Annotated in this window: 28 protein-coding genes; 20 read left to right on the top strand and 8 right to left on the bottom strand. The window is 34.7% G+C overall.

Annotation, left to right across the window (positions count from 1 at the left end):
* Nucleotides 1–89: 89 nt before the first annotated feature.
* The 17 genes from hisA (at nucleotide 90) to AC6EJB_RS00995 (ending at nucleotide 15470) form a co-directional block, all read left to right on the top strand.
* Entirely contained in the window at nucleotides 90–860 is a 771-nt protein-coding gene (gene hisA / locus AC6EJB_RS01075; protein ID WP_498491847.1) for a 1-(5-phosphoribosyl)-5-[(5-phosphoribosylamino)methylideneamino]imidazole-4-carboxamide isomerase, read from the top strand.
* 128 nt (nucleotides 861–988) lie between these two features.
* Nucleotides 989–2590, top strand: coding sequence for a DUF3685 domain-containing protein (locus AC6EJB_RS01070; protein ID WP_498491846.1), 1602 nt, complete (start codon nucleotides 989–991; stop codon nucleotides 2588–2590).
* Nucleotides 2591–2637: 47 nt separating this feature from the next.
* A complete protein-coding gene (locus AC6EJB_RS01065; RefSeq protein ID WP_498491845.1) occupies nucleotides 2638–3216 on the top strand; it encodes a thylakoid membrane photosystem I accumulation factor in 579 nt (192 codons plus the stop codon).
* Between the two features lie 47 nt (nucleotides 3217–3263).
* Nucleotides 3264–4412, top strand: coding sequence for a hypothetical protein (locus AC6EJB_RS01060; RefSeq protein ID WP_498491844.1), 1149 nt, complete (start codon nucleotides 3264–3266; stop codon nucleotides 4410–4412).
* Between the two features lie 38 nt (nucleotides 4413–4450).
* Entirely contained in the window at nucleotides 4451–5488 is a 1038-nt protein-coding gene (locus AC6EJB_RS01055; RefSeq protein WP_498491842.1) for a hypothetical protein, read from the top strand.
* Nucleotides 5485–5937, top strand: a complete 453-nt coding sequence (gene ruvX, locus AC6EJB_RS01050; RefSeq protein ID WP_498491840.1) for a Holliday junction resolvase RuvX — start codon at nucleotides 5485–5487, stop codon at nucleotides 5935–5937. Before AC6EJB_RS01055 ends, ruvX begins: the two co-directional genes overlap by 4 nt.
* Nucleotides 5938–5983: 46 nt before the next feature.
* The gene (locus AC6EJB_RS01045; protein WP_498491838.1) at nucleotides 5984–6520 is read left to right on the top strand and encodes a DUF3727 domain-containing protein; all 537 of its coding nucleotides are present in this window, start codon (nucleotides 5984–5986) and stop codon (nucleotides 6518–6520) included.
* Nucleotides 6508–7029, top strand: coding sequence for a YqeG family HAD IIIA-type phosphatase (locus tag AC6EJB_RS01040; RefSeq protein ID WP_498492942.1), 522 nt, complete (start codon nucleotides 6508–6510; stop codon nucleotides 7027–7029). The genes AC6EJB_RS01045 and AC6EJB_RS01040 overlap by 13 nt, the downstream gene beginning before the upstream one ends.
* Entirely contained in the window at nucleotides 7026–8108 is a 1083-nt protein-coding gene (proB, locus tag AC6EJB_RS01035) for a glutamate 5-kinase (RefSeq protein WP_498491836.1), read from the top strand. The genes AC6EJB_RS01040 and proB overlap by 4 nt, the downstream gene beginning before the upstream one ends.
* Before the next feature lie 46 nt (nucleotides 8109–8154).
* A complete protein-coding gene (gene lpxD, locus AC6EJB_RS01030) occupies nucleotides 8155–9207 on the top strand; it encodes a UDP-3-O-(3-hydroxymyristoyl)glucosamine N-acyltransferase (protein ID WP_498491835.1) in 1053 nt (350 codons plus the stop codon).
* Between the two features lie 26 nt (nucleotides 9208–9233).
* A complete protein-coding gene (gene leuB / locus AC6EJB_RS01025) occupies nucleotides 9234–10313 on the top strand; it encodes a 3-isopropylmalate dehydrogenase (protein ID WP_498491834.1) in 1080 nt (359 codons plus the stop codon).
* An 87-nt stretch (nucleotides 10314–10400) separates the two neighbouring features.
* Entirely contained in the window at nucleotides 10401–11303 is a 903-nt protein-coding gene (locus AC6EJB_RS01020) for a phosphoribulokinase (RefSeq protein WP_498491833.1), read from the top strand.
* A gap of 58 nt (nucleotides 11304–11361) precedes the next feature.
* The gene (locus AC6EJB_RS01015; RefSeq protein ID WP_498491832.1) at nucleotides 11362–11841 is read left to right on the top strand and encodes a prepilin peptidase; all 480 of its coding nucleotides are present in this window, start codon (nucleotides 11362–11364) and stop codon (nucleotides 11839–11841) included.
* A 60-nt stretch (nucleotides 11842–11901) separates the two neighbouring features.
* Complete coding sequence (gene accD, locus AC6EJB_RS01010) at nucleotides 11902–12786, top strand: acetyl-CoA carboxylase, carboxyltransferase subunit beta (RefSeq protein WP_498491831.1); 885 nt, start codon at nucleotides 11902–11904, stop codon at nucleotides 12784–12786.
* Nucleotides 12779–13183 carry a hypothetical protein gene (locus AC6EJB_RS01005; protein ID WP_498491829.1) on the top strand — a complete coding sequence of 135 codons (405 nt, stop codon included), beginning with the start codon at nucleotides 12779–12781 and terminating at the stop codon, nucleotides 13181–13183. Before accD ends, AC6EJB_RS01005 begins: the two co-directional genes overlap by 8 nt.
* A gap of 21 nt (nucleotides 13184–13204) precedes the next feature.
* Complete coding sequence (locus tag AC6EJB_RS01000) at nucleotides 13205–14305, top strand: Gfo/Idh/MocA family protein (RefSeq protein ID WP_498491827.1); 1101 nt, start codon at nucleotides 13205–13207, stop codon at nucleotides 14303–14305.
* Between the two features lie 97 nt (nucleotides 14306–14402).
* A complete protein-coding gene (locus AC6EJB_RS00995) occupies nucleotides 14403–15470 on the top strand; it encodes a class I fructose-bisphosphate aldolase (RefSeq protein WP_498491826.1) in 1068 nt (355 codons plus the stop codon).
* A 72-nt stretch (nucleotides 15471–15542) separates the two neighbouring features.
* Here AC6EJB_RS00995 and purQ read toward each other — a convergent pair whose 3' ends face one another.
* The 5 genes from purQ to AC6EJB_RS00970 form a co-directional block, all read right to left on the bottom strand.
* Nucleotides 15543–16196 (bottom strand): phosphoribosylformylglycinamidine synthase subunit PurQ, encoded by a 654-nt coding sequence (gene purQ, locus AC6EJB_RS00990; protein ID WP_498491825.1) that lies wholly within the window; start codon nucleotides 16194–16196, stop codon nucleotides 15543–15545.
* Nucleotides 16197–16200: 4 nt separating this feature from the next.
* Nucleotides 16201–16473 carry a phosphoribosylformylglycinamidine synthase subunit PurS gene (purS, locus tag AC6EJB_RS00985; protein WP_011823522.1) on the bottom strand — a complete coding sequence of 91 codons (273 nt, stop codon included), beginning with the start codon at nucleotides 16471–16473 and terminating at the stop codon, nucleotides 16201–16203.
* A gap of 105 nt (nucleotides 16474–16578) precedes the next feature.
* Nucleotides 16579–16749: a hypothetical protein gene (locus tag AC6EJB_RS00980; protein WP_498491823.1), complete on the bottom strand. Its 171-nt coding sequence runs from the start codon at nucleotides 16747–16749 to the stop codon at nucleotides 16579–16581.
* 131 nt (nucleotides 16750–16880) lie between these two features.
* Nucleotides 16881–17954 (bottom strand): cobalamin biosynthesis protein CobW, encoded by a 1074-nt coding sequence (cobW, locus tag AC6EJB_RS00975; protein WP_498491821.1) that lies wholly within the window; start codon nucleotides 17952–17954, stop codon nucleotides 16881–16883.
* A gap of 19 nt (nucleotides 17955–17973) precedes the next feature.
* Nucleotides 17974–18486, bottom strand: a complete 513-nt coding sequence (locus tag AC6EJB_RS00970; RefSeq protein WP_498491819.1) for a pentapeptide repeat-containing protein — start codon at nucleotides 18484–18486, stop codon at nucleotides 17974–17976.
* A gap of 71 nt (nucleotides 18487–18557) precedes the next feature.
* On the opposite strand from AC6EJB_RS00970, the gene AC6EJB_RS00965 reads away from it, so the two are divergent.
* Genes AC6EJB_RS00965 through ilvD form a run of 3 tightly spaced genes read left to right on the top strand, consistent with a single transcriptional unit; the run spans nucleotide 18558 to nucleotide 21202 of the window.
* Nucleotides 18558–19175 carry a uracil phosphoribosyltransferase gene (locus AC6EJB_RS00965; RefSeq protein ID WP_498491817.1) on the top strand — a complete coding sequence of 206 codons (618 nt, stop codon included), beginning with the start codon at nucleotides 18558–18560 and terminating at the stop codon, nucleotides 19173–19175.
* Between the two features lie 24 nt (nucleotides 19176–19199).
* Nucleotides 19200–19499 carry a hypothetical protein gene (locus tag AC6EJB_RS00960; RefSeq protein WP_498491815.1) on the top strand — a complete coding sequence of 100 codons (300 nt, stop codon included), beginning with the start codon at nucleotides 19200–19202 and terminating at the stop codon, nucleotides 19497–19499.
* A gap of 32 nt (nucleotides 19500–19531) precedes the next feature.
* A complete protein-coding gene (gene ilvD, locus AC6EJB_RS00955; protein ID WP_498491813.1) occupies nucleotides 19532–21202 on the top strand; it encodes a dihydroxy-acid dehydratase in 1671 nt (556 codons plus the stop codon).
* Between the two features lies 1 nt (nucleotide 21203).
* On the opposite strand, the gene AC6EJB_RS00950 is transcribed toward ilvD, so the two are convergent.
* The 3 genes from AC6EJB_RS00950 to pgl are packed head-to-tail and all read right to left on the bottom strand — an operon-like array spanning nucleotide 21204 to nucleotide 22912.
* A complete protein-coding gene (locus tag AC6EJB_RS00950) occupies nucleotides 21204–21599 on the bottom strand; it encodes a DUF8659 family protein (RefSeq protein WP_498491811.1) in 396 nt (131 codons plus the stop codon).
* Nucleotides 21586–22161 carry a CIA30 family protein gene (locus tag AC6EJB_RS00945; RefSeq protein ID WP_498491809.1) on the bottom strand — a complete coding sequence of 192 codons (576 nt, stop codon included), beginning with the start codon at nucleotides 22159–22161 and terminating at the stop codon, nucleotides 21586–21588. The genes AC6EJB_RS00950 and AC6EJB_RS00945 overlap by 14 nt, the downstream gene beginning before the upstream one ends.
* 34 nt (nucleotides 22162–22195) lie before the next feature.
* On the bottom strand, nucleotides 22196–22912 hold the full coding sequence (gene pgl, locus AC6EJB_RS00940; protein ID WP_498491807.1) for a 6-phosphogluconolactonase: 717 nt from the start codon (nucleotides 22910–22912) through the stop codon (nucleotides 22196–22198).
* Between the last annotated feature and the right edge of the window lie 4 nt (nucleotides 22913–22916).

The raw sequence follows: 22916 nt of genomic DNA, 5'->3' as shown, positions 1-22916 counted from the left end.
TTTATTAAAAAAAATTATATTAAAGCCTATAGATAATCTCCCAGAGATACATAAATGATGTTAGATGAATAGTAATAATTTTTTTCTTGATGGAACTCATACCAGCAATAGATCTACTGAATGGTAAATGTGTTCGACTAAATCAAGGAAATTACAATGAAGTTACCAAGTTCAATAGTGATCCTGTAAAACAAGCTCAGATATGGGAAAGCCATGGAGCAAAACGCCTACATCTTGTAGATCTTGATGGTGCTAAGACTGGTGAACCTATAAATGATCAAACAATAAAAGAGATAAAAAAATCAATTACTATACCCATCCAACTTGGTGGTGGAATAAGGAGCATTGACCGTGCAAAAGAATTATTCGGCATAGGAATTGACAGAATTATTTTAGGGACAATTGCGATAGAAAAACCGAAATTAGTTAAAGATCTATCTGAAGAATATCCAAAAAAAGTTGCAGTAGGAATTGATGCCAAAGAGGGAATAGTAGCCACTCGTGGTTGGTTAAAACAAAGCGAAATATCTTCTCTAGACTTGGCCAAACAACTTAACGATCTTGAATTAGCCGCAATCATATCAACTGATATCGCAACTGACGGCACTCTAAAAGGACCTAATGTTCAAGCCTTGAGAGAGATCGCTGAGATTAGTATTAACCCAGTAATTGCCTCAGGAGGAATAGGTTCAATAGCTGATTTAATTTCCCTGACAGATTTTGAGCATGAAGGTATTGAAGGAATAATCGTAGGCAGAGCCCTATATGACGGCTCAATAGATTTAAAAGAAGCGATATTAACTCTAAAAAATCTTCTTATCAAAGATTCATTTAATGGCAAAGATAAATTCCTTGTCTAACATATAAAAAATATTATTAGTCCTTTGAATTTATGGAAGAGGACTGGAAGTATTTTTAAATCAAGTTATCTTAAAAAGGATAAGTTCAAGAATTCAACTTGATCGAAGAAAGACCAAAACAAATTTTAATGATAGCGCCCTCACTGTTGGCGGAGTCATTGGCTTTACAGCTTACATCTAAGGATAAAAATTTAGAAATAATCCTAGACAAAAAAGATATAAATGGGTTACCTAAACTTATTCTATTCTGCCTTGAAGAAATTGAACTCACAAACTCAATCAAACTTGAAATTATTAAGTTAAAAGAAAGATGGGATCAAACTCCTATTTTAATCGTAATACCAAAAAGCATTAAATTATCTTCTTCCGATTTGATGACTTTTGGTAGTGAAGGGGTTATTCAAGATCCTACTGTTGAACTTTTAAGAGATACAATAAATATTTTGCTTGGGGGCGGCAGGGTATTTAAAATTAATAATGAAACAAGTTATAATTCCGACTCTATTCCTAATTCATATGGATTAGGACATTGGTTGTTAACTAGTGGTTTATCACAAATAAATAAAGATCTACACACAATAGATCGCATAATAGGTAAGAATTCAATAAATACATTTTATCTTTTCATATTACTTGGTAGAAGAAGAGAACTATTAACAGCAAGGAGATTAATCATCTGGTTATGGGGGCCTCTAGAAGTATTGATAGAATCTCCAATTAACAATAATAGCAATCAAAAAATCAATCTAATTAACAAATACAGTACTGACATTACAATAAAAAACAGCTCAACTAACGAGTTATGGAAAGCGATTTACAAAAGGGTAAAGGAAAAACTTAAAGATGACCTAACAAATTCTACAGATGAACTCACAGCTCTTTACTCATTAAATAAAATCAAACGAAGTAATCTCTTAAAAACTCTTCTGCAAGAATTCTCAATTATTATCGACAAACTTGATTTTAAAAATAATCGCGAAAAAGAATTTACTGAGATTTTACAATCAATTACCCCTGAATTACGCGCTAATACAATTCGCAATTTTATAGATTCATATGATCGGCTACAAAAGAATGGCGTTGACGTTTTTATTGCAGACTATTTAGTAAAAAATGCAGAGCTAGGAATAATTGATGATGAACTACCTTCAATTGCAATAATACTAGATCCAATATTAAATAATAAACCGATACAAATCGACGGAGAATATTTATCCGTAGAAGATCCTCGTTCTATTATTCAATTAGAAACATTTATTCTAAATTGGATATTCAGGACAGCGGAAACAGTGTGTGAAGAAATTATATCTTCATGCTCTGAATGGCCAGAATTACGTAAATACTTTCTAAATAAAGAATTAGTATCAACAAGGGAACTAGAACGTAAAAGAAATCATATCAATACAAATAATCAACTACAAAATCTATTCAAAAAGCCAGTTAGGTTGTACGAAAGTAAAAGATTATATTATACGGTCAAAAATAATAAAATTGAAAAAATCATCTTCCTTGAACCAAGAGATGATGAATTAAAGAAATTAGACTGGGCTCAAAGACAAATAGCATTTACAGTAGAATTAAGAGATGCTTTAGCCCCACAAGTTCAGAGAATAATACAATACTTAGGAGATTTAATAGTTTTAATTCTCACAAAAGTAGTTGGAAGATCTATTGGTTTAATTGGTAGAGGTATCGCTCAAGGTATGGGGAGAAACCTATCAAAAGGATAATTTATTTATTAAAAAATATAGCTATATTAGCTTTAAGACTTTAGAATTTGAAAAATTATTATTTTACATTTATTTTGTTAAGAATATTCTCCTCACTACTTATACTTTTTTTTCTATTAGTTAATCCGGTATATTCTGCTAGAGATACTGATAGTTATGATGGAAATATATATCCAATCTATGCTGGTAACGGATCATTAGTTCCACCACAAAGCACCTTATCAGACTCGTTAAAAAACGAAAGAACAAGTGTTTTAGTTTTCTATCTAGATGATAGTTCTACTAGTAAACAATTTGCACCAGTAGTTTCAGGTATCAAATTATTGTGGAGCTCATCTATTGATTTAATTCCTTTATCAATTGATGAACTAGACAACGATGACCAAAAAACTTTTAAGGACCCTGGTTATTACTGGCATGGGAAGGTACCTCAGACAGTCATTCTTGACGGAAAAGGTAATGTTCTTCTAGACGAAGAAGGTCAGGTATCGTTCGATCAAATAAATAATGCAATAACCAAGGGGACAGGGCTAAAGAAACCTGATTTTGATCTTACAGTAAAAAGTTTTAACGAATACAATAGTGAGCCTTCTAAAGATGGTTATACTAAACCTAGAGGCAGATAAAATAAAACTAAAATTTTAATTAAATTATCAAATATTTCTATTAAAAAATGTTATTGAACTCCCTTTTTCTCATATTAATCACATTTTTTTTAATAGAAATAAATCATTATTTCAGACAAGATTCGCCTTTAATTATTAAAGCTAAAGAATTTAAAAAAATTACATTAGATCATAAGCATAAATATATTGCTTTGGTTGAAATTAAAAATTTACAGGAAAACATGGAAGTCATGATTCCTTCATTTAATGTTAATCCACAGTTAATAGGTATATCTAAAAACGAGATAATAAATATTCAAACAAAAATCAAACCACTTCACCCAGATGCAGAAGAAGAACAAACAAATGACCATTGGACTGCTTATATCTTAAAGGCTAAAAAGTCGACATTTGTCCAAATTGAAATTGAATATGAGATTAAAAATAAAGTTATAGATAAGATTAAATGTTTGTGGCTTGATATAGAATGGTGCAACTATGGACCATTCGGTTGTTTAAAAAAGTTCAATGGTTTTGTATTACCTAACTTTTTAGATATATCAGAAGTAAATTCCTCTAATACTAATTTAGTAGATCCAATTAAAACGCATATTCTTGGTAGTTTAGATGATCCTATTGGAATATTAAAAACCTACATGCCATTAAATTGCTTACCAACAGATATTCTTACAATAGGAGAGTCACCCTTAGCAGTAATGCAAGGAAGATATATTGATTATAGAAACATTAGTCCAAATATAATTTCAAGGATAATTTGCAAAGGATTTCACCCTACTAGTAGTTTAGCCACTGCTTCAGGAATGCAAACCCTAATAAATATTTCTGGGCCAACACGCGTAATACTTTCATGGTTTATTGGAGGAATATTTAAATTCTTTGGAATTAGAGGTATGTTTTATCGTTTAGCAGGAGAACAAGCAAGATTAATTGATGACATTACAGGTACAACGTCACCCTATGATAAGAGTATAGTTTTAGGACCTATAGATGCTCAAGATTTTTGTATTAAAGCAGCAAACAAATTAAACATTAACGTGGCTGTTGTCGATGTAAATGATCTAGGAAGAGTTAAAATTCTATCCACAAATGATATTAATAATGCTGAAATCATTAAAAGAGCTTTAACATCAAATCCAGCAGGTAATGGTAACCAGCAAACACCATTAGTACTCATCAGACCAAATGAAGTACGTTAGAAATCGCATGATAGTTAAAAATATAATAAAATAATCAAATGAAAAATGATGAAGCATTACCTTCAGATTTAATAATTGAGCCACTTAAGCTCAAGCATTTATACATGCTTAGAACTAACAATAATTCTAAATACCTAGGAATATTTCAAATTCTATTATGCAAAAAATGGTTTTCTTCCTTAGAGTCCAGTTTTACTAATTTAATTCCGACTAGGAACTCAACATGTTTAGTAGCAACAGAAAGAGGTAATATAATTGCATATATTTTAGCGACTCCAATTAATCGAAGAGGTACTTGTTGGTCGATCTCAGAACCATACTTTATAGAAGAATCAATATCGTTTAGTCGTTATAACTTACTGCAGAATTTAATAAGAAAAGTTCTTTATGAAAGCAATATTAATACCCAAAGTTTTTTAATTTCAATAAATACAAATGATAATCAAAACTTATCTGTAATAAGACAGTCTGGTTTTCAACCGCTAAGAATAATAAAGTATTGGAATAAGAAAGAGGGTATTAAACATAGAAAGAAAGAATATAAAGATAATTTTATCTGGGAAAAACTAAATGAAGAAAATAGCCAACAGATATGGAGACTTGAACAAGCTAGGGAGTCAATTAACTTTAGATCGATTTTTGATAGGCAATGGCAAGATATTTATGAAAAAAGAAACATACTGACTGGTGTTATCAAATCAAAGGAAAATAATATTATCGCTGGTTTAATTCCATCTATTTATTCCCAATATAAGTATTCATCAGAGCTCATAAGAGGATTAGCATGGGATGATAGGCTAAATAAATCCATTCCATATAGAATTAATAATTTGAAGAATGGTAAAAACAAGTGTTACATAGAGACGACAAGCGAAGACAAGAAGTTAAATGACATTTTATATAAAAGTAACTGGGAAATAACAGAAGAAAGAGTTCTTCTAGGAAGAAGTGTTTGGAAAAGGCAAAATGGATATAAATTAAAATCTATCGAAACTGAACTATTGAATAATCTTGTAGGAAATTTACAACAACAACCGGAATTACCTTCAACTATTGAAATTGGAAAAAACAAATGATTCAGCCAAAACCCTGTTCAGTTTTATGTCTTGATATTGGAAATAAAAGAATTGGTTTAGCAGGTTGTGATCCACTTGGGATATCGATAACGCATCTCCCAGCCATTTTTAGAAGTAGCTTTGAACAAGATCTAAAAGAATTCGGGAAAATATGTTTTAAACGAAAAGTTGAAGGGCTCATCGTTGGAAATCCTCTTGATATGTTCGGCAATGAGACTAATCAATCTTTTCGATGTAAAAAATATGGTTTTAAATTAGCGAAATGTTTAAAGCTTCCATTAGCTTTTATCAATGAACATTGTTCAACCGTCGAGGCTAAAGAAAAATTCTCTTTAAAAAGTGACAAGACTGGAAAAATAGATAGTGCAGCTGCAGCTATACTTTTACAACAATGGCTTATCGAGGGACCTGATCTGGATGACTCAAATAAAATTTTGAATATGATGTAAAAACATAATCAAATAAATCCAGATACTGACTAATAAAAACTCAACTATGTCATCAACAAATAAAAACGACGAAGTACCTACTCTTTTAGTTAAAGATTCTCAAGGTTCAGACCTCTTATGTTTTCTTGAACAAGTAGTGCCTCTAGAAGGTAATGAATATGCCCTTTTAACACCTGTAGATACTCCTGTTTCTCTGTTTCAATTAATTGATGATCAAGATCCCAAGCTAATAGATACAATTGAAAAGAATGAGCCAATACTTGAAGTAGCTGATGTAGTTCTTCAAGAACATGATCTTAAACTTGTCCGTTCAGCAATTACCCTTACAGTATCAGGAGAATTAGACGAACCAGAACCAGAAGAAATTGAAGAGGAAGATATTGATGACGAGTCGGAAACTTACGAACTTCTTGTAAATTTTAGAGTTGATGATAATGAATACGGACTATACATTCCTCTTGATCCATTCTTTATAGTAGGAAAATTAGAGAATGGGGAAGTAAAACTTGTTGAAGGAGAAGAGTTTGACAAGATACAATCAGGAATTGAAGCTGAACTTGAGGAGAGAGGATTATCAGACTAAATATTAAAGAATTACTTAATCCCCATTGGAGATTAAAAGATAAAATCTCAAAGATATTAATAAATGATTTATTATCAAGAGATATAAAAGCTCTCGTACTTGACGTAGATGGAACATTAGTTTCTGGAAAAAATCCAGTCCTGTCTAACGACATAAAAAAATGGATTCAAAGCTCAAAAACATATTTTTATATCCACCTCTTCAGTAACAACCCGTCAAAAAAAAGAATCAAACTAATTGCCGAGGAAGTTGGTTTGGAATTCACATCATCAGGAGGTAAACCACGTAAAGGAAAATTAAATAAGGTCGTCGAAAGAATTCCTTATGCATCTAGTAAGATAGCAATAATTGGGGATAGAATTTTTACAGATGTTCTCGTAGGAAATAGATTAGGAATGTATACAATATTAGTAGATTCAGTGGATTATAATGGAAAAAGACTTGAAAGAAATAACTTTCAATCACTTGAAAGATATATTGCAAAGATTATAACTGGAGATTTCTTATGACAACATGGGTTATCAAAATTGGAACTAGCCTATTAAGAGGAAACAATAAATATACAACATTTGATATAATAAACAACTATTGTTCATACATATCAAAAGCACAAAGAAAAGGAGATAAAGTTATATTAGTTTCTAGTGGTGCGGTTGGGCTTGGATGTCACAAGATGAATTTCAAGATAAGACCTAAAGAAATTATTTCTTTACAAGCATCAGCAGCAATAGGTCAACTTCATTTAATGGCTTTATATGAAAAGGCAATGAGTAAATATGGATATAACGTTGCACAAATATTATTAACCAGGTCAGAATTAGGTTCAAGAAATAGTTATAATTCTGCTTCCCAAACATTAAAAAGATTGATTGAATGGGATGTTATTCCTATCGTGAATGAAAATGATATAACCTCAGATGAAGAGTTAAAGTATGGAGATAATGATACTTTGTCTGCATTGGTTGCAACTGCTATAACTGCTGATCAACTAATTTTACTTACTGATATTGATCATCTTTATTCAGCTGATCCAAAGACCGACAGTAAAGCAACACCAATCAAAGATATTAATAATTCAACTGAATTAAATAAATTAGAATTAGAAAACCAACAAACAACTTGGGGAACAGGAGGAATAAAAACTAAGCTGAATGCAGCAAAAATTGCAACTGAAAGCGGGATAAAAGTTTTATTAGCAGATGGTCGAGTTCCAAAAACTTTAGGTAAATTACTTGATGGGGAGAAAATAGGAACTATTTTCCATCCTCATCCCAAGCCCATAGCGAATAGAAAGAGTTGGTTGTCCCATGCAATTAAGCCAGTAGGAGAATTACATTTAGACGACGGTGCAAGTGAAGCTGTTAAACATAAAGGAGCATCACTACTACTAGTAGGTGTAAAAAAAGTTAGTGGTAATTTCATATCTAATCAACCTGTAAAAGTCATTAATTCCAAAGGAGAAGAAATTGCTAAAGGAATTTGCTCAATGAGTAGTGATGCTATAAAAATAGGAATTAATTCTAAATCAATGAAAGTAGGGTCTCCACTTGTTATACATAGAGATGTCCTGGTCCTCACCAATGAATAGCTCAGACAACCATAGTAATTATCACGTTCTCAATTGGATCTAAATTATGCAATTCACTGAAATTGTCGAACACCTAAAAAAAGGTCAATCTGGGGTTGTTGACTTTAAAATAAAAAACAATTCAATTGTTTTAGCTGCAGCATCTTTAGAAAAAGCAAAAGAAAATGATATCAGCTTCTTAGATATTAATAGTCCATTAAATCTAAGAAATCTAATCAATACCTCAAAAGCTTCTGCATTATTATTACCCTATAATGATAAAAACATTATTGACATAGCCAGTCAAATATCAATTAATTGTTTAATAGTTAAAGATCCCAAACTAGCTTTTGCTGAGACTCTAGAATTTCTTTATCCATCTGAGGTTGAAAAAGAGGGTATCCATAACAGTGCCGTAATAGGTCAGAATGTAAAAATTGGTCTGGGAGTTTCAATCGGAGCTAATGTTTTTATCGGAGATGATACAAAAATTGGGGCTGGAACTATTATTCATGCAGGAGTGGTTGTCTATAAAAAAGTAATTATTGGTGCCAAAAATATAATTCACGCAAATAGTGTTATTCATCCTGGATCAAGGCTTGGAGACGAATGTGTAATTAATGCTAATGCTGTTATTGGTGGTGAAGGTTTTGGATTCGTACCCTCTTCAAATGGATGGAAGAAAATGCCCCAAGTGGGAAAAGTTATTTTAGAAAATAAAGTGGAAATTGGTAGTGGAACAACCGTTGATAGGCCTTCAGTTGGAGAGACAATAATTGGAGAGGATACAAAGATAGATAATCTGGTTCAAATTGGTCATGGAGTAACCACCGGTAAAGGTTGTGCTATGGCTGCTCAAGTAGGTGTCGCTGGAGGAGTACAGATTGGTGACTCAGTCATTCTTGCTGGGCAAGTAGGAATAAGTAATAAGGTAAAAGTTGGAGATAGAGTTATTGCAAGTTCAAAGTCAGGAATCACATCAAATATCGAGCCAGATAAGGTAGTTAGCGGCTTCCCTGCGATTCCAAATAAGCTTTGGTTGAGATGCTCTGCTAATTTCAAAAAACTACCTGAGATAGCAAAAGCTATTCGTCAATTAGATCGCAGTAACTCTAGGTAAGTTTTTCCTTCAATTAATAACAACAAATGAAGTCCTACAAAATAACATTATTGCCAGGCGATGGAATTGGTCCAGAGATAACAAACGTCACCCATAACATCCTGACACTCGTCTCAAGAAAATTTGGCTTTGAACTGAAATTTAAAGAAATGCCTTTTGGTGGATCAGCTATACATTCCGATGGTATTCCCTTACCAGAAAGAACTCTTGAAGAATGTAAGAACTCTGATGCTGTATTGCTAGCGGCCATAGGAGACCCAAGGTATGACGAATTACCTAGAGAGAAAAGACCTGAGACAGGTTTACTGAACCTCAGATCTTCGTTGGATCTTTTCGCAAATATAAGACCAGTGAAAATAATTCCATCCTTAACTAAAGCAAGTAGCTTGAAAGAAGAGTTTGTTAGAGAAGTTGATTTAGTTGTAGTTAGAGAACTTACTAGCGGTATTTACTTTGGAGAACCAAAAGGAAGAATAAAAACAAAAAAGGGAGAAAGAGCATTTAATACCATGACTTACACTTCCGAGGAAGTTAATCGAATAGCAGAAATTGCTTTTAAATTGGCCAAACAAAGAAATCAAAAAGTTTGCTCAGTTGATAAAGCTAATGTTTTAGATGTAAGTCAATTATGGAGGGAGGAAACAATACTAGTTTCTAAAAACTACAAAGACATAGAACTAACACATCAATATGTAGATAATGCTGCAATGCAACTTGTCAGGAATCCAAGCCAATTTGATGTGATCCTTACTAGTAATTTATTTGGAGATATTCTTAGCGATATTGCGGCTATGCTTACAGGTTCAATTGGCATGCTTCCTTCTGCTTCATTAACATCGGATGGTCCCGGTGTCTTTGAGCCTGTTCATGGTTCGGCTCCTGACATAGCAGGAAAAGATATAGCTAATCCAATAGCAATGCTTTTATCTGCTGCAATGATGTTAAAAATTGCCTTTAATGAAACAAAAGCTGGAAATTATTTAGAAAATGCAATTAACGAAATTCTTAATGATGGTTATAGAACTTCGGACTTAATGAGCAATGAGACAACCAAACAGGTTGGTTGCTCTCAAATGGGCAAACTATTAGCAGAAAAATTAAAATAATTAATTCACAAATTAAAAAACTCTTTGAATAGTTTCCCTTTGAGGGCCAGTCGACCTGTAAAAATGTAATTCAATACATAAGCGTCGATGTCAAAGCTTCACCCAGTAGTAGCCGTAACTGGTTCATCCGGAGCAGGAACAAGCACAGTTAAAAGAGCATTTGAGCATATATTTGCTCGTGAAAAAATTGTTCCTGCGGTTGTTGAAGGAGATAGTTATCACCGTTTTGAAAGAATGCCAATGAAAAAGGCAATGTCTGAGGCACTTTCAAGAGGTGAAAATTTTTCTCATTTTGGGCCAGAGGCAAATTTATTCGACAAATTAGAAGACCTATTTAGTCAATATGGAAAAACTGGCGGAGGTCAAAAAAGATATTATTTACATAGCCCAGAAGAAGCTGAGGAACACAACACTCGTCTAGGAACAAAATTAGATCCAGGTCAATTCACCCCCTGGGAAGATATTCCAACAGGAACAGACCTTTTGTTTTATGAGGGACTACACGGTGGCGTAGTAGGAGAAAATTATGACGTAGCTTCATTCGCTGATTTACTTGTTGGCGTAGTACCAATTACCAATCTCGAATGGATACAAAAAATACATCGCGATAACGCAGAGAGAGGTTACTCAGCCGAAACGATTGTTGATACGATTCTGAGAAGAATGCCTGATTACATTAATCACATATGTCCACAATTTAGTCGAACAGATATTAACTTCCAGAGAGTACCTACAATTGATACTTCAAACCCATTTATTTGCAGAAACATTCCAACACCTGACGAAAGTTTTGTAATTATCCATTTCAGAAAAGGTTCTAGAGAAAAATGGGGTATTGACTTCCAGTACTTATTAGGAATGATACACGATTCATTCATGTCCAGTCCTACAAGTATTGTTGTTAACGGTGGGAAAATGGGATTTGCTATGGAACTTATTCTTACGCCTATTATTCATAAAATGATAGAAGAGAAAAAAGCTGTGGGATAATAAAATCAATCAAGATAAGTCAATTAAATATACTTGTAATAGAAAAACCTAATAAGTAATGGAGATCTTTATAACCTTTACTTTTATACTTTTATATTCCTTGTATTCTATATCAATAGAAGATATAAACACAATGATAATAAGTGATAATAAATTAATATCATTTGCTATTTTTGGTTTTATTTATTTAATATGCACAGGATTATCAAACGAATACAAAAATTTTATATATTTAATAACAATTAATTCTTTCTCAATGATTATTATCTTTATAGTAATGTATTTTATCAGTTATATAAGTTATAAGATTTTTGGAATAAATTCATTAGGACTGGGTGATATCAAACTCTCTTCTTATAGTGCTATATGGCTTGGTATTGAATTGAGTTTTTTATCATTATGCGTTTCATTTTTACTATCAGCTATATATAGTTTGCATGGAAAAATTACTAGAAAATTTATACCATTACAACAGTATCCATTCGCACCGTTCCTATCAATAGGGATATTTTGTTCATGGATTATAGATAAGATCTAAAATTTCTAATCCCCTTAAAGGTACTCAAGGTATTAAATTAAATTCAATCACAAAATAGCTGTGTCATTATTCGACTGGTTTGCTGATAGAAGGAAAGGCCAATTTGTTGGCAAAGTCACTCAGGAATCTGAAGAAAGTGATGGACTGTGGGAAAAATGTCCAGAATGTGGACAGGTAGTTTATAGAAAAGATTTAATAGATAATTGCAGTGTTTGTAGTAATTGCGGGCATCACAATCGAATAGATAGCGAGGAGAGAATAAGAATGATTACTGATCCAAATACATTCAAGTCAATCAATAATCACTTAATTCCAGTTGACCCTCTGGGTTTTAAAGATCGGCGAGCTTACGCAGATAGGCTCAGAGAAAGTCAAGCTAGCACTGGCCTTAAAGATGGAGTGTTGACAGGCACATGCGAAGTCAATTCTATTCCTATGGCATTAGCCGTAATGGATTTCAGATTCATGGGTGGCTCAATGGGATCTGTTGTAGGAGAGAAGATCACAAGGCTTATTGAACACTCAACCAAAGAAAAGTTACCTTTGCTAATTGTTTGCGCATCAGGTGGTGCTCGAATGCAAGAAGGAATGTTAAGCCTTATGCAAATGGCAAAAATTTCAGGAGCTCTTGAACGACATAGAGATGCTCAATTGCTCTATATGCCTTTGCTTACACATCCCACCACTGGGGGAGTTACTGCTAGTTTTGCCATGCTCGGAGATTTAATACTTGCAGAGCCCAAAGCACTTATTGGATTTGCAGGGAGGAGAGTAATAGAACAAACACTCAGAGAAAAACTGCCTGATAATTTCCAAACAGCAGAATATCTCCAAGATCATGGTTTCGTAGACACCATTGTACCTAGAACCGAACTTAAAGAAACTTTGGCAAAGATACTTAGATTGCATAAGACACAAGAAGTAAAGTTACAAAATCATGATTGAAACAACTCAAAAGGTAGAAAATAAAATTGCTTATCACTTAAATATATTGGTCCTAATATTAATAATTTTTTTTAGCAGGACAAATGCAGTATATGGAGCTGATATTAATTGGTTTGAAGTTAGTAGAACGCCAGCAGGAATTCAATATTTAGACAAAGACAGTATTGATATAAAAGGTAAAGGAATAATAGAACTAACCACAAAATTTTTAATAATCGACACTAATACTTCAAAGGTAATAAAGGAAAATATTTATACAATGAAAATCAATTGTTTAGATAATAAATTCAAAGATATTTCAGTTAATGGTAACAAGAATTTAACTGCAAAATGGGAAGACCCCAATGGAGATAAACTATTAGATGATGTAATTTCATATAGCTGCGAAAATGTTTAAACACATTAATTGTTCAAAAGAATGATGAATACAGAGCAACCGCTCCGCATAGTAATTGCAGGACTAGGTTTCGGTGAAAGTGTTCATATTCCTGCATCATTGTCTAATAAGAATATTGAGCTTGTGGGGTTGTGGCATCCTCGATCAGAAAGGCTTAAAGAGGCTTGCAATAAGCACAATCTCTGTTCCTACGAGACCTGGGAGGATGTCGTCAATGATTCCAAAATACATGGAATAATAATAGCTACTCCGCCAGCACCACGATACGAGCTGGCACTAGAAGCAATTAAAGCGGGAAAACATCTTTTATTAGAAAAGCCAACTTGCTTAAACTCTGACGAGGTAAAAGAGCTTCAAAGAAATGCCCTAAAAAGAAATTTAAAAATAGCTGTCGATTACGAATATCGAGCGGTTCCTCTATTTATGCAAGCAAAGCGATTAATTAACGAGAAGAAACTAGATGAACCATATTTTGTAAAACTAGATTGGCTAATGAGTAGCAGAGCTAATCCAGATAGACCGTGGAATTGGTATTCAGACGAAGATTCTGGCGGAGGGGTGTTGGGCGCGTTAGGTACCCATGCTTTTGACATGATTCATTGGCTAATTGGTCCAACTCATTCATTAAGCGCAATAAATTCAACTTCAATCAAACAAAGATTTTGTACCCAATCAAAAACTATTAAAAAAGTGACAAGTGAAGATGTAAGCATTTCTCAACTACAAATTAAAAGCATTAATAACAATTTGATTCCAGTCCAAGTAAATCTCTCTGCCGTAACAAAACAAAGCAGCGGTTTTAGTCTAGAAATTTATGGTAGCAATGGAACTCTTATTCTTAGCAGTGACAATCAGAACGATTATGTACACGGATTTGGGCTGTGGTTCTCAAGTAAGGAAGAAGTTCTTAAAAGTATTCAACCAGAATCAGATCTTTCTTTTTCAAAAATTTGGACAGATGGACGAATTGCCCCAGTAGCAAGAATACAAAACTGGTGGGCTCAAAGCATAAAAGACGGTACAGCAGTTATTCCAGGCTTGGCTGAGGGATTAGCAAGCCAAATTGTTTGTGACAAGATTAAAGAATCAAATTCGATTGGAATGAAGATTGAAATCAATTAGAGAAATTCACTAAATAAAAAAAAAATTTTTTAGGTGTAATAAGCCACAAAAAGGGCCTTTGATATGGAATAATCTTAATGAAATTTTTGTTGCATAAATGGCACTCTCGTACTACGCAGAAGAACTAAAGAAAACAGCAAGTGCCATAGCCCAGCCAGGCAAAGGGATTCTTGCTGTTGATGAATCAACTAAAACAGTAGGTAAAAGGCTTGCTTCAATAGGTGTTGAGAACACTGAAGACAACAGAAAAGCATATAGAGGTATGCTTTTCACCACAGAAGGTCTTGGAAACTTCATAAGCGGAGCAATTCTTTTTGAAGAAACTCTTTTCCAGAACCATCCAGATGGTGAGCCAATGGTTAAGAAGCTTGAGAAGCTCGGAATAATTCCAGGAATCAAGGTTGATAAAGGTCTAAGACCATTAGCTGGTGGACACGATGTAGAAACTTTTTGTTCAGGCTTAGACGGTCTTGTTGAAAGAGCTGCTGATTATTACGAGCAAGGTGCAAGATTTGCTAAGTGGAGAGCAGTGCTTCAAATAACAGAAGATGGTTGTCCTTCTAAACTTTCTATTAGAGAAAATGCTTGGGGTTTAGCAAGATACGCTAGATCAGTACAAGAATCTGGCTTGGTTCCAATTATTGAACCAGAAATCTTAATGGATGGTTCACATTCAATTGAAAAGACAGCAGCAGTTCAAGAAGAAGTAATTAAAGAAGTTTACTTAGCTTGCCAGGTAAACGGAGTACTTCTAGAGGGAACTCTTCTAAAGCCATCAATGACGGTTCAAGGTGCTGACAGCTCAACAAAAGCTGATCCTCAGCAAGTAGCAGAAATGACAATCCGTACAATGGAACGCTGTGTACCTGCAAGTGTCCCTGGTATTACTTTCCTTTCAGGTGGCTTAAGCGAGGAAGCTGCATCAGTTTATTTAAATCTGATGAATAAGATCGACAGAAAGGCTAAGTGGAATGTTTCATTCTCATATGGTCGTGCTTTACAACATTCATGTCTAAAAGCATGGAAAGGCTCGAACACTTCTGATGGACAAAAAGCACTCATAGCTAGAGCTCAAGCAAACTCTGAGGCATCAAAAGGATTGTATGTTGCTGGTTCTCAGCCTTCTTCTGATGAACAATTATTTGTGGCTGGATACAAGTACTAAGCTAAGAAAGCTAACAAAAAGCTGCTATCTCTCATTTTGATAGCAGCTTTTTTAATACCTTGATTTATAAATTCAAGAAAGAAGTGTACTAAGAATTGACTTGCCATCAATATTACCTAAAGCATCATCACAAGCTCTTTCAGGATGTGGCATCATACCCAAAACATTTCCTTTTTTATTTGTAATTCCAGCAATATCATTGATTGATCCATTTGGGTTATGAGAGTATCTTAGAGCAATCGAATCATCATCCTGCAATTTTTTCAAGACGTCATTGCTACATTGATATCTACCTTCTCCATGAGCGATAGGTAGTGAAATAGAATCATATTTTTTATAATTTTTCATCCAAAATGATTTTGTACTTTCAATAGATAAATTTGCTCTATCACAAATAAAATGTAGATTCTTATTTCTTGTCAAAGCTCCATGCAAGAGACCAAGTTCAGTAAGTATTTGAAACCCATTACAAATACCAAGAACTTTTCCACCTTTGTCAACAAAAGAGATTAAGGAGTTTAGAACAGGTGCGAATCTTGCTATTGCGCCACAACGTAAATAATCTCCATAACTAAACCCCCCTGGAATGACAATTGCGTCATAACCACTTAAGTCAGTGGTTTCATGCCATAGAAAACTTGTAGGAATTCCCAGGCATCCTTCAGTAGCCCACCTTACGTCCCTGTCGCAGTTCGATCCAGGAAAAACAATAATTCCGATATTCATTTATTTAGTTTGTAAGAGTTTTCTGTTCGTCCTTAAATTCCAAAGACCAGTCCTCAATAACAGGGTTTGCGAGCAATCGATCACTCATTAACTCAATCTTCGATCGAGCTTCCTCCTTATTTGCCGCTTCGATCTCAAGTTCAATAGATTTACCAATTCTTAGTTGAGTAACCCCATCTATTCCTAATCTCTTAGTAGCTGACCTAGTAGCCTCTCCCGCGGGATCCAAAACAGAAGGTCTTAAATGAACAAATACTCTTGCTTTAAATAAAGACACTTTTAAAAATCAATGGGATTTCCTACACCCTCCACTTAGTTAAACCAAGAGAAGGTTACAAAGTTATTGTAGATAATATTTGATAAATTTCTAATTGATACTTTCTCATTGTTCAATTATTAATCCTTTACCTAGGCATGTCAGACAAGTGTGATAACAATTTGGACTAGATTTCATATAACCATTGCCGCCACATTTATTGCAGGTCTTTAGATTCAAAGCATTGGTAACACTCTGAACTTCGTTTTTCTCGGTATTGGAAACTGCTTGACTCACGACAAAAAGTCCGGTTAAAAACTATTAGAAAGTTGGTTTAAGAGAATTATCTCCTAACTCACAAAGAATCGCGGATAAAAATAAAAATACAACCTATTTTTAATATAAATATAATAATTTGAACCGATTAATTAAAAGGAAGAATCAAAAGCTTTTTTAACTCCGCCTTTTAGACTCAAAGTGACTAAATCAATCCCAGCCTTGGAAGGTTTCCAAGAATCATCATTCGCGCTCTCAAACCATGAATTAAATCTAGATCCAACCATTTGGATCTGAAGAGGCAAATCCTTACCCTCTATCCAGCATCTCCCTTTTATACGAAGAATTTGATATTCCGGAACAAGTTTTAAAAGTATTTTTTTCAAAAAATCTTGATCAATTGGGAATTCAAATCTTAAATGCTCACTTATTACATCAACATGGTCATGGTCATGGTCATGGTCATGGTCATGGTCATGGTCATGGTCATGGTCATGGTCATGGTCATTTTGATCTGATCGAGAAATATTGTTTTGTTCTTTGCAAAGGCCGAGAATTACTGAAGGTTCAATTTTGCCATTAGATATTGGCAGAATATTAGTAATGGAATTCCCTTGCTTTTTTACCTCATCCCTAACCAATGAAAAACTTTTTGCAGAAAGCAAATCAGACCTACTAATCAAAACGAGATCAGCAGAAATTAATTGATCTCTAAAAAGATCATTTATTGGAGTTAAATGATCAATACTATTATCATTTGTTATTTGTTCATTAATACTTTTTAAATCACCCACTGGACTTCCGTTTGAGAGAGCATATCCATCAACCAAAGTTACGACACCATTAATGAAAACCTTACTTCTTATTGCAGGCCAATTAAGAGCTTGCAGTAAAGGCTTTGGCAAAGCAAGACCACTGGTTTCAATAATGATTCCATCAAGTTTATTTGATCTAAGGAGCAAGGCTTCCATTGCAGGTAAGAAGTCCTCTTGAACAGTGCAACATAAACAGCCATTATTCAATTCAACTATTCTTTCATCTACTTCATTATCAGGGCAAAACCCACAGGTTTTAAGAAGGTCTCCATCTAAGCCTACTGTTCCAAATTCATTAACAACTACAGCTAGACGTTGATGAGCTTCACTTAAAAGATGTCTCAAGAGTGTTGTTTTGCCAGAGCCCAAAAACCCTGTAACCACAGTAACTGGTAGACGACTATCACTCATCTTTATTTTTTTCAACAAGTCAGCAACCAAGACTATAGCTTGTATCCTCCTCGGTCTTTGAATTAGTTCCAGAAGCCATAGAACATAGTTCTTTTTGTTGTATTCGACTTATTACCGCATCTGTAAAGTCAGCTCCTTCAATGAGAGCATCCGTAAAGGTACTTTCCATCAATAATGCACCATTAAAGTCCGCATCCCTTAAATCAGCTCCTTCGAAATCAGTTGCATATGCCAAAGCGTCATTTAGCTGCGCACCATGCAAATCTGCTCCATTCAATTTACTATTATTGAACACAGCTCCTGTCAGGTTTGATTCACTGAAATTTATGCCCTTCAGATCTAGTTTTACAAAATCATTTCCACTTAAATCCTGGCTAGACATATCCTGGGAAATAGTTAGTTCTTCTTGATTGCGAATCTCAGCAGGCGTTCTAGCGAAAACACTTTGAGCAGGAAAGATCAAAACAAAAATAAGTAATGCAGCAAAAACAATTACTTTAAAATCAGAGATGAAAGAAGTTTTTTTGTTCATTGGAGCTTAAAAGGACTTTTAACAGGTAATTTAATTATTCACGTTATGGCAAATAGGGCCAAGAATGAATCATGTCAATGAGCTTAAGAGTAATAGTTCCTCCGCACCCACTCATATCACATTGGTTAACTATTTTAAGGAACCCTACTACCCCAGAAATTCTCTATGCAACAGGCCTAGAACAACTTGGTACCTGGCTCACTTATGAAGCTCTGAGAGATTGGATCCCAAGTAAAAAAGAACAGATCACTACTTCAGCAGGAACAACTGAATGTTCAATTATTGATCCAAATATTCCTATTTTGGCAATTCCTTATTTGCCTGCAGGGCTTGAGCTCTTTAGAGGTGCTAGAAATTTAATTCCCAATTCAAATTTGTGTATTGGCGGGCTACCTAAAGAAATTGAGGAAAATGCAGGAATTATTTTTTATATAGATCAAATAACAACCGGTAAACAACTTTTAAAAGATTTATATCATCTGAAAGATAAAAAAATTGATGCAAGAAGGATAAGAGTGATTACAGCATTAGCCGCTAATCAGGGACTTAAAGAAATCGGTGAAAATATTCAAGATTTGAATATTTATTGTGCTTGTATAGATCCTGAATTAATATCAGAAAGTCAACTATCACCCGGAATTGGTGATCCATCATTACGTATCAAAACCAGAGTCACCTCATCGGACTAGCATTTAAAGAAGTTATTCAAAGCTATGAGCCAATACCGAGATTCAAATTCAGGAAGTTTGGCATCATTAATTAGTGGTGCCGTACTTGGAGCTGCAGGTCTAGCTTGGTGGTTACTTTCTGAAGCCCAGAAAAGGCAAGAAACCAGAAAGCAAAAGGCAATGCTTTATGCACCAAGAATTCAAGATGGCTCTGAGGCAACTGAATTAGAATCAAATACTATAGGGAATCAAAGCAACGAGCACCTTGAGCAACGTGTTGAACAGCTTAATTCGGCAATAGCAGACGTACGGAAACAATTAGAAGACCTGGGATCTTCTAATTAACTCTAATTTTTAAACAATTAAATAAAAATCAAATGCTTAGATCAAATGCGATAACACAGGGTATTCAACGGTCACCGAACAGAGCAATGCTTAGAGCTGTTGGCTTTGATGATAATGACTTTAATAAACCAATCATTGGAATCGCTAATGGTCACAGCACAATAACCCCATGCAATATGGGATTAATGGATCTAGCTAATAGAGCAGAGGCCGCTTTAAAAGAGGCTGGTGCAATGCCTCAAACATTCGGGACCATAACTGTTAGTGACGGCATCTCTATGGGAACAGAAGGGATGAAATATTCATTAGTTTCAAGAGAAGTTATTGCTGACGCAATTGAGACAGCTTGCAATGCTCAAAGCATGGATGGTGTATTAGCAATAGGTGGATGCGACAAAAATATGCCCGGCGCAATGTTATCAATGGCAAGAATGAATATACCTTCAATCTTTGTTTACGGAGGAACAATTAAGCCTGGAAAATTAGACGGTTGCGACCTAACCGTAGTTAGTTCATTTGAAGCTGTCGGTCAATTAACAAGTGGGAAAATCGACGAAGAACGATTAATAGCAGTAGAAAAAAATGCTATCCCTGGTCCTGGTAGTTGTGGTGGCATGTTCACTGCAAATACCATGTCTGCGGCAATTGAAACCATGGGTTTTAGTTTGCCATTTAGTTCAACAATGGCAGCTGTAGATGATGAAAAAGCAGAGAGCGCTGCCAAAAGTGCTCAGGTGCTTGTCAATGCAGTTAAGAACAACATCAGACCATTAGATTTACTCACAAAAAAAGCCTTTGAAAATGCGATCAGTGTCATCATGGCTGTTGGTGGCTCAACAAATTCTGTCCTTCACCTACTAGCAATAGCGAGGACTGCAGAAGTTGATTTAACAATCGATGACTTTGAACGTATAAGACAAACTGTTCCTGTAATTTGTGACCTCAAGCCAAGCGGTAAATACGTAACTGTAGACTTACATCAAGCCGGGGGGATTCCTCAAGTAATGAAATTACTCCTCGATGCAGGAATGCTTCATGGAGAATGCAAAACTATTGAAGGTAAAACAATTAAAGAAGTTCTTAGAGATATCCCCTCAAAGCCCAAAGAAAATCAAGATGTTATCAGAGAAATATCAAATCCTATTTATAAGAAAGGACATCTCGCTATTCTCAAAGGAAATTTAGCTAGTGAAGGAAGTGTCGCAAAAATCAGCGGGGTCAAAACTCCTGTTTTAACAGGGCCTGCAAGGGTTTTTGAGAGTGAAGAAGAATGCTTATCCGCAATTCTAGACAATAAAGTCAAAGCTGGAGATGTGGTAGTCGTTAGATATGAAGGGCCTGTAGGAGGACCAGGAATGAGAGAAATGCTCTCTCCAACTTCAGCAATTGTAGGTCAAGGGTTGGGAGAGAAAGTTGCATTAATTACAGACGGCCGATTTAGTGGGGGATCATATGGATTAGTGGTTGGCCATGTTGCTCCAGAAGCAGCCGTTGGAGGAACAATTGGGTTAGTAGAGGAAGGAGACAGTATTACTGTTGACGCTAATAAATTGTTAATTCAGTTAAATGTTGAAGACCGAGAACTAGTTAGAAGGAGAGAGAATTGGAAGAAGCCAAAGCCTAGATATAAGACAGGCATTCTTGGAAAGTATTCCAGACTAGTAAGTTCATCAAGCCAAGGAGCTACAACCGATCAAATATAGATCAGTTTAACGAAGCCTTAAAGACTGTCCTAAGCCTTCTCGCAAGGGACTCAAAAAGTTTTCCATATGAAGGCGTTTCGCATTGAACACCAGAAGAACTATCCATCCAAACAGCATGCTTCCCTTGCCATAATATCGGCCTATCAATTAATGATTTCCAAGATATAGTCATATTTACATCATTCCCACTTTTATACACTTCAAGTTCAATATCCATAGATTCTTCTCTTTCTCCGTCTATATTTCTAGATTGAATTTTAAAAATCAAGTCATCCAGCTCATTATTATCATCTAGTTGATTTTCTAAAAAAACAGAATGAACATGTGGCTTCATACAAAGGTCTGCTGCTTTGGCAACTTCAGCTATCAAGCTATCTTTCGAATCAGGAGTATGCACTAATTGACCTAATTAAGAGTTTGATAGGACCAGCAAAAAATCCTGAGTTCATTTTGCCTGGCTGACCAAATTTTGAATGTAGTACTTGAAATCTATTGATACATGTGGGGTCAAACCTAAGAGGGAGCCGAACAGGCTTTGCTCGACGAGCCGGTTCCAAATCTTTGAAAGGTATTTTTATTTTACTAACTCCATTTTTCTTTGTGGGTATTGATGCAACCCAACGAATATCACCTTTTAGAAGATTTGATAGAGATAAAGGTTTCTTTTCACAAGCAATCGCAAATTTCAATGTTCTCCCTTCTCCTTCAATGTCAAGAATTAATCCGGAATATTCGGAAAGATTAAAAGGCTTATCAAAAATTGGAGAGCGACAACTAACAAAGCCGCCGCCTTCTTCTACTAAGTTACCCTCAAGAAATAAGCCTTTTTCTGAAGAACGACACTTTGCAAGACTTGATCCGCCCATAATTGTGTCATTCAAAGATTTCCAATCTGAAAATTCTGAACCCTGTATGAGAGGAGTTATTGAAATTTCAGTCGGTGGTGAATCAGGAATCAATTAATAAGTATCCTCTACTAATACAATAATCTAACTAGGAAGATGGGTAAGCATCTTTATCAGCTAAGACAATAATTTCAGAGTTGGGTGAAACCAATTTAGCGGGTGTTCGCTCCCATGACTCTGATTGATCAAGTAGACGTTTAAGAGCGGTTTGTTTAGCAGATCCACTGATTAGGAAGACTACATTGTCTGCTGAACTGAGTAATTTGCTGGTAAAGGTAATTCTTTTATGACCTTTCCCTTCGCCAACGGTTATTAGGCTATCTCTTTCAAATAATGCATCCGAACCAGGGAAGAGGGAGGCTGTATGCCCATCATCACCCAAGCCCAATAAAATTAAATCAAATTTTGGTGGATCCCCATCCATATTGTTTTTCAAAATTTCTTCATAATCTTTAGCACTATCCTCTGGCGATGCTAATTCAACGGTTGAAACACTAAAAAATGATGCCTCTAGAGAAGGGTTACCTTCTTTAAATAATGAATTATTCAATAGAAAGCAATTACTATCTTGAGATTCATTTTCAACCCATCTTTCATCTCCAAGGAACAAATCGACGTTAATCCAATCAATATTTTTTTTACCCAATAAAGAATAAGCAGCCTTAGGAGTCGAACCACCGCAAAGGGCAATTTTTGCTTTATTTTTAATTTTTAAAGTTGACTCAACAATCTGAGCGATCAAATCAGAGGCAGCTTGAGCGAGAGAGTTTTTATCTTCTGAAACTTGAATTTCATATTTAGTCATTAGT

The sequence above is a fragment of the Prochlorococcus sp. G4PB17 genome, from assembly GCF_059772445.1.
The sequence above is the reverse complement of the archived record's forward strand: the minus strand, read 5'-3'. Positions and strand labels throughout refer to the sequence as shown.